Origin of the sequence: Bacillus stratosphericus (assembly GCF_020524495.1) — a bacterium.
Classification (GTDB): domain Bacteria; phylum Bacillota; class Bacilli; order Bacillales; family Bacillaceae; genus Bacillus; species Bacillus stratosphericus_B.
Genome location: NZ_JAIVLB010000092.1, coordinates 1 through 1024 on the forward strand (window position 1 = coordinate 1; position 1024 = coordinate 1024).

Annotated in this window: 1 pseudogene; it reads right to left on the reverse strand. The window is 39.6% G+C overall.

Features of this window, described 5'->3' with window-relative positions:
• Positions 1–1024 (reverse strand): annotated as a pseudogene (locus tag LC033_RS16555) (IS3 family transposase); the annotation flags it as partial.

Consider the following 1024-nt stretch of genomic DNA (forward strand, 5'->3'; position numbering starts at 1 on the left):
TTCGTCTTTATACGTGTGTGATTGTAGTAATCAATATATTGTTCAAGTTCTTGCTTGAAGTGTTCGATGTCCTCAAATTCTTTTAGGTATAGAAATTCAGACTTTAAGATACCGAAGAAGTTCTCGATAACTGCGTTATCGTAACAGTTACCTTTTCGGGACATACTCTGTGTAATGCCACGCTTTTTTAAGGCGTGTCTATATCGCTTCATTTGGTAATGCCACCCTTGATCAGAATGTATCATCGGTTTTTCCTCTTCATCTAAACGGTTGAATGCCTGATGAAGCATCGTTGAGACGAGAGAATAAACAGGTCTTGAACCGATTGTATAGGTAATGATTTCACCATTAAATAGATCTAATATGGGCGAAAGATAGAGCTTCTGACCAAATAATTTGAACTCCGTCATATCTGTGACCCATTTCTCATTTGGCTTATCCGCTTGAAAATGACGAGCCAAAATATTAGGCACTATTTTGTTCACTGTGCCTCTGTATGAACGATATTTCTTCACGCGGACCATACATTTTAGCCCTAGGGCTTTCATGATGCGCTGGACTTTTTTGTGATTCACCTTTTGTCCTCGGTTGAATAGTTCATCACGAATCCGGCGATATCCATAACGTCCTTGATGTTCCTTATAAATGGTTTGAATCATCTTTTTCAGTTCGGCATCCTGATCAGGACGATCCAAATGCTTGATCAAGTAATAGTAGGTACTGCGCGGAATACATGCGAGCTTAAGAAGTGCTTTCACCGGATATTTATGCCTTAAATCATAGACTACTTGCGCTTTGTCTTGTTTGGTGATTGTTCCTTGTTTTGAACTAAGGCATTCAACTTTTTTAAATACTCATTTTCCATGCGCAAATGTTCTACTTCTGCCTGTAACGCTTCCATTGATCCTTTCGTTATTTCTTGTTTTCCAGTTTTCTTTTTCATAGACGGACGCCCCTTTTTCTTAGGTTGAAGGGCGTCTACTCCTTGAGTTTCCATGATGCGTTGCCAGTTCCAAAGCGTGGT